Raw genomic sequence first — 6,129 nt, forward strand, 5'->3', positions numbered from 1 at the left:
TGCTGTTGCTGTTGCATCAGCACCCACCGATGCTGGCAAGCGCAGCGGTGATGACGGTAATGCTTTGGCTTGGACGGTTGGCCTGATCATTGTGACCTTGGGGGCTGGCGTGCTGGTGTATGCCCTGCGCCGGGCACCCTCTGAGCAAGTCATGGCTGAAGCTGCGGCAGTGACAGAGGCGGCCGCCACCAAACGTGCTTCGCTGCGCGCGCCCACCACGATCTCGACCGCCGCCTTGGATTTGGCCAAGCAGCTTGAACTGCATCAAAACGCGGTCTTGATGGTGCATAAATCAGGTGAAACCTCGCCTGCGGTACCCAATGTACTGGCTGAGTCGGCCTTGCGTTTGGTTTTGGCGCGGGCCTATCTTGAAATCAAGGATCGCGACGCCTCACGCAAGCAGCTTGAGATCGTGTTGCGTGATGGGGATGAGGCTCAGAAGGAAGAAGCCCACGGTGCGATGGCGCGTCTGTGAGGCCCCATCCTTGTGCGGACCTTCTTTTTATGTATCGCTGAACATGTTTGAAAGTTTTTCATGAAAGTTACTGTTATCGGGACAGGTTATGTCGGCCTTGTCACGGGGGCCTGTCTCTCCGAGATGGGCAATCATGTGCTGTGCTTGGATATCGATCCGGCCAAGATCCGTATTCTCCAAGAAGGCGGTATACCGATTCATGAGCCGGGTCTGCTTGAAGTTGTTCAGCGCAACGTGCAGGCGGGCCGCTTGGAATTCACCACCAACGTGGATCATGCGGTGGCCCATGGAACGATCCAGTTCATTGCCGTCGGTACGCCTCCGGGTGAGGATGGCTCAGCTGATTTGCAATACGTGGTGGCCGCTGCCCGCAGCATTGGTCAGCGCATGCTTGACTTCAAGGTGGTGGTGGACAAGAGCACGGTGCCGGTGGGTACAGGTGACAAGGTCAAAGCTGCTATTGCTGATGAATTGGCCAAGCGCCAGATCAAGCTTGATTTTGCGGTGTGCTCGAATCCTGAGTTTCTCAAAGAAGGCGCGGCGGTCCAAGATTTCATGCGCCCTGATCGGGTGGTGGTGGGTGCTGAAGATGAGCGCGCCATTTTGCTCATGCGTGCGCTCTATGCACCGTTTGTGCGCAACCGTGATCGCATGATGGTGATGGATATTCGCAGTGCCGAATTCACCAAATATGCTGCCAATGCCATGTTGGCGACCCGCATCAGCTTCATGAACGAGTTGTCTCGTCTGGCTGAACGGGTGGGCGCGGATATCGAGCTGGTTCGCCAAGGCATCGGCTCCGACCCTCGGATTGGGACGCACTTCCTCTATCCAGGGGTGGGTTATGGCGGCTCTTGCTTCCCCAAGGATGTCAAAGCATTGGCCAAAACATCGGCCGATGTTGGGCTGCCTTCGCGCATCTTGGCTGCCGTGGAGGCCGTCAACGAAGACCAAAAGAAGGTCTTGGTGAACAAGGTCGTAGCGCGCTACGGAGAGGATCTCGCAGGCCGGACGTTTGCGATTTGGGGCCTAGCGTTCAAGCCCAACACCGACGATATGCGTGAAGCCCCCAGCTTGGTGATCATTCATGATCTCTTGCAACGTGGTGCTCGGGTTCAAGTCTATGACCCGGTGGCCATAGCGGAAGCGCAGCGCCAGTTGGCTGATGTGGTGGGTGTGCAATACGCTGATTCAGCGCAAGACGCCCTTTTGAATGCCGAAGCCTTGCTGATCGTGACCGAATGGAAAGAGTTCCGTACGCCTGACTTCGAGCACTTGGCGGCTTCGCTCAAGGATAAGGTTGTCTTTGACGGTCGTAACCTCTATGAGCCGGCCTTGATTCGCTCGTTCGGGTTGGAATATCACGCCATCGGGCGGCCCTGAGAGTGAGCTCCGCCGCCCGCCGCGTTTATTCAGGTGGGCGGGTGATCACCGGGGCATGCAGCTCAATGATGGCCAAGACATGCTCGCCGTTTTGCTCAATCGTCAGTGACGCGTGGCGGCGAGGCAGCAAGGCGCGCACTAAGCCCAAACCGGCTACGCTGGTTGGGCGGTGCTCGACCCGAAAGTTGGAAGGCAACAGCCCTTCGTTCATCACCTCAAGTCGGATGCCTTGGTGAATGGGCTGCAAATGACAACTGAGCGGGGAATCGCTGGTGCTGTGCTTGACCGCATTGCTCATCAGTTCGTTGATGATCAAGGCGAAAGGAATCGACTCACCATCAGGCAGCAACCACGGCGTGGTGGTTGGGTCCATCTGCATCTCAAAGATCTGGCCGAAAGTGCGTTGCACCGACTGCGATACGGCTTCGACCACATCGACCACCCGCAGCAGTCCGGTTGGGCCGGTGGGTAGGCCATAGACCTGTGCAATGGCTTGAACTTGGCCAATGACCTCGGTCATGACGGCTTGCACTTCGGGGCGACGCACCCCTACTTGTTTGAGTAGGCCGGTCACATCCTGCAAGTTGTGGCGTACCCGGTGCTGCACTTCTTGCACCAGCATTTCTCGTTGTGAAAGCAAGATGTCGAGTTCGGCCCGCTGCGCTGTGATGTCGGCGGCCACCATGAGAATGCGATCCGGGCGTTCGCCATCGCGCGCCAAGGGCACAAAGCGCGTATCCCACAAGGTGCGCTTGCCATGGCTTTCGATCGGATATTCACGTTGGGTCAGCGCCGTAGGCTGACTCAAGGCCGTGCGCATGTCATCACGCAAGCGGTTGGATAACTCGGGTGGAAAAAGTTGATCCGGTGTACAGCCGATGGCCTCTTCTGCTGCGATGCCGGCGAGGTCTGCTGCGACCGGATTCATCTGCTCAATGGCCAGCGTGCTTGCGTCGTGGATGGTGATAGCCATCGGGGCTGCTGCCATGATGCGTTGCAGCATGCCCCGTGCATCGGCCACGCGCGCCTCAGCCATGCGTCGCTGGTCCATGTCCATCAGGGCGAAGGTCAATTCCCGCCCCCCTGATAGATTGAGCGTGGCGACCATGTTGCCGACCACCAAGAAACGACGTCCGTCGCGCCCTTGCACATGGGCTTCGAATTGAGCGGAATCGCTATCTGCCATTTTTTCAAGCACCGAAGCGCAATGCCTGAAAGGATGCTCCGGCTCGTCGGGTGGGGCCACAGAAGCTAAAGGCTCACCATAGAAGTCCCTTAAATCGCCACAAAACATGCGTCTTGCAGGTCGATTTAGCCAAGTGATGGTGCCTTGCTGATTGACCGTAACGACCCCCACAAGCATGGCATCAAGGACGGCTCGGCCCCGGTCACTTTGCTGGTGCAGGATTTGGGCCAAGCTAGCCCGTTCGTTGGTCACTGTTTCCAGCTGCTCTTGCTGGTAGCGTAGCCGGGTGATCTCGGACAAAATCACCACCGCCTCTGATGCTGGGCCAGGTGGGCCGGCTCGGCGAATGGTCACAGCGTACCAATGGACCAAATCATCATCATGGATGACATGCACTTCATCTTCGAAGATGTCGCCCTTATCCATGCATGCGGTGAGCTCAGGGGGGTTACGCAACCCACCTGTTCGCGCGGCAAGCAATGCGCGTAGGTCGGCCTTGATGGCTGTCCCTGCGTGTAGATGCAAGATGCGTTCAAAACGACGGTTGCACCGCACCACGTGATAGCCCCGCAAAGAGGCAATACCCGCCGGAGAACTCTCCAAGATGGCATTCAACTCGGCCAACAAGTACTCGGCGCGTTCGCGAGCCAGCTGTTGCTCAGTGATATCGAACGTGATCACAGAGACACCCTGCCCAGGGCGCGTATCTGGCTCCACCCGCGTCAGAAACCAACGCTGACCTTGTTCTGGATCTTGTACGGCGTAACGCACCTCGCAACGTTCACCCAGTTTGCAGGCTTGTTGCAGGCGCTCAAATTCATGCATCGAAGAAGGAAGTACGCGATCTCGACGGATCGTATGTGTGCCACTTGATGCGGTCAGGTCGTTCAATTGCCCCGCTTTGATGGCCTGATGGGCCAAATTGATTTCGCGTTCACGACTGATCGCTGGACCCGCTCCGGACATGTCAAAAAGTGAACCCGGTTGAACCCTGCGAGGGTCACGACGTTCTTCGGGCGGGCGCTCATCCAGGACATACATGTACCGTCGCTGCTGATCCGGTGTGAGGTGGCATCGGAGCAAAGAGCGGACGCGTTTAGGCGGTTGATCCGGTTTGCAAGGGACGAATACGTCGGGTGTAAACCATGATTGCCCCGGCTCCAAGGGCACCGTGAGTCGGGTTCGACCCCAGTGCAAAAGCATACGAATCTCGGGGGAGGCTTCGCTCACATCCAGCAGCTGAAAGCCGAGTAGTTGATCAAAGGCTTGATTGGATCGCAGCACCCGGCCATTGTGGTCGAGCAGCATCATGGCTTGAGGAAGCTGATCAAACCAGCCGCCGAGTTCGAGCAGTGTTAGATCTGAAGAGCCTGTCGATCCATCAGAGCTTTGGGTTGTGCTGATTGCGTGCGGTAGCGCTTCAGCCTTGATGTCGCGAAAAACCGATAAAACTCGCCGAGTTTTATCGCGGTTTTGCAGAAGATAGACCGTGGCTTGCATCGGATGAGGTTGTCCCTTGGCATCCAAATAGGTCTGATCTTGCAACACCGGAATACGCGTTTCCTGTAACGATTTCAGCCATTCTTGCCGGCGTGACTGGAGGTCGCGCTGCTCTTGTGGTGGCATGAATCTCAGGGGATCTTGGCCGATCAAGCGATTGCGAGCCGTACCCAGTAACGCTGCCATCATGGGATTGCAGTCCACCAACCGAAACGTGTCGTCTTGCAGCATGACCGGGAAAGGTGCGCTCCAAAGGATGTCGTGAAGCGCATTGTCTTGTTCGGTGGGCACCGAAGAGGGCACGCTTTTTTTCAAAGGGTGGGCCGAACCAGTAGGCGCTGATGTCACCGCCCCCGATTCGATCGGGAGGACCAAGGCCCAACGTTGTCCTCCGAGCGGCGCAACGACGGGGACTTGGCCTTGTTGCATGGCAGCACCACCCGCAGGGAGGGATGCCGTCCCAGTAGGTTTCTCGATGGATTCACGCAACCATTCCAGCGTGGGGACATCAAAAACCCGTCCCAAATCCGCCCAACCCATCCCTGTTTCACAGGGAAGGGCATGAAGAGCTGCACGATTGGCGTAAAGCAGGCGCACCGAAGCATCGAAAACCAACACGGGTTCCGCAAGGCATTCAAACAGGCCGATGGTGAGCGGGACAGCGGTTGTGATCGCACTCATGAAACATGGTGATGTTCATTTGGGGCGCAGTGTACGCAGCACTGGAGCCCTTGCCAGGGCTCTTTAGCTCTGACTATTGCAAATAGTGGGCAAGCAGTGGAGAAGCGCACGAAAGAGCCGTAGGCAAGGTTGAGCGAGATCAGGTTTTAGGCAACGTAACGCCAACTTGGCCTTGGTACTTGCCCCCTCTGTCCTTATAGCTGGTCTCACACACTTCATCACTCTCGAAGAACACCACCTGCGCGCAACCTTCACCCGCGTAAATCTTGGCAGGTAACGGGGTTGTGTTGGAGAACTCCAACGTCACAAAACCTTCCCACTCGGGCTCGAAGGGTGTGACGTTGACGATGATGCCGCAGCGCGCATAGGTGCTCTTACCTAGACAGATGGTCAGCACATTGCGAGGAATGCGGAAGTACTCGATGGTTCGGGCCAAAGCGAAGCTGTTGGGCGGAATGATGCAGACATCGCCGTGGAAATCCACAAAGCTTTTTTCATCAAAGTTCTTCGGGTCCACCACGGTGGAGTGGACATTCGTGAAGATCTTGAAGTCGCCTGCGCAACGAATGTCATAGCCATAACTGGACGTGCCATAGCTGACGATTCTTTGTCCTGATGCGTTGGTACGAACCTGATTGGCCTCGAAAGGTTCAATCATTTGATGTTCAGCGGCCATGCGACGAATCCAAGAGTCGCTCTTGATGCTCATAAGTGGGAAGGAGGTTGCTAAGACGATGGCGGCTGATTCTAGAGGGGGGATCTTCGTCGCTGCGAAGTTTTAATACCCACACCCTTGACAGGGATTACGTTTACAGGCAAAATCTCGTTTCTCTGCTGATCACTGACTGATTAGCGACTCGCAGGAAGCGAGAAGTTCTTTAAAAATTTGCAGCCGATAAGTGTG

General features: G+C 56.5%; 4 protein-coding genes. 2 read left to right on the forward strand and 2 right to left on the reverse strand.

The window, feature by feature from the left end; all coding sequences use genetic code 11:
- Both AC3VI7_RS11905 and AC3VI7_RS11910 read left to right on the forward strand, forming a co-directional pair.
- Positions 1-475, forward strand: a 475-nt coding sequence (locus AC3VI7_RS11905) for a FimV/HubP family polar landmark protein (RefSeq protein WP_489671561.1), incomplete at its 5' end; no start/stop codon positions are given.
- A gap of 60 nt (positions 476-535) precedes the next feature.
- Positions 536-1,858: a UDP-glucose dehydrogenase family protein gene (locus tag AC3VI7_RS11910; protein WP_489669383.1), complete on the forward strand. Its 1,323-nt coding sequence runs from the start codon at positions 536-538 to the stop codon at positions 1,856-1,858.
- A 25-nt stretch (positions 1,859-1,883) separates the two neighbouring features.
- Here the strand turns inward: AC3VI7_RS11910 and AC3VI7_RS11915 are convergent, their stop codons facing one another.
- Both AC3VI7_RS11915 and dcd read right to left on the reverse strand, forming a co-directional pair.
- On the reverse strand, positions 1,884-5,225 hold the full coding sequence (locus AC3VI7_RS11915; RefSeq protein WP_489669382.1) for a PAS domain-containing protein: 3,342 nt from the start codon (positions 5,223-5,225) through the stop codon (positions 1,884-1,886).
- Positions 5,226-5,364: 139 nt separating this feature from the next.
- Positions 5,365-5,934: a dCTP deaminase gene (gene dcd / locus AC3VI7_RS11920; protein WP_489671255.1), complete on the reverse strand. Its 570-nt coding sequence runs from the start codon at positions 5,932-5,934 to the stop codon at positions 5,365-5,367.
- Between the last annotated feature and the right edge of the window lie 195 nt (positions 5,935-6,129).

This window comes from Leptothrix toolikensis (SeqCode) (assembly GCF_057922285.1).

Bases quoted from the DNA above. Each gene is read 5' to 3' on its own strand.
- AC3VI7_RS11910 (WP_489669383.1), top strand. From the start codon at position 536: ATGAAAGTTACTGTTATCGGGACAGGTTATGTCGGCCTTGTCACGGGG.
- AC3VI7_RS11915 (WP_489669382.1), bottom strand. From the start codon at position 5,225: ATGAGTGCGATCACAACCGCTGTCCCGCTCACCATCGGCCTGTTTGAA.
- dcd (WP_489671255.1), bottom strand. From the start codon at position 5,934: ATGAGCATCAAGAGCGACTCTTGGATTCGTCGCATGGCCGCTGAACAT.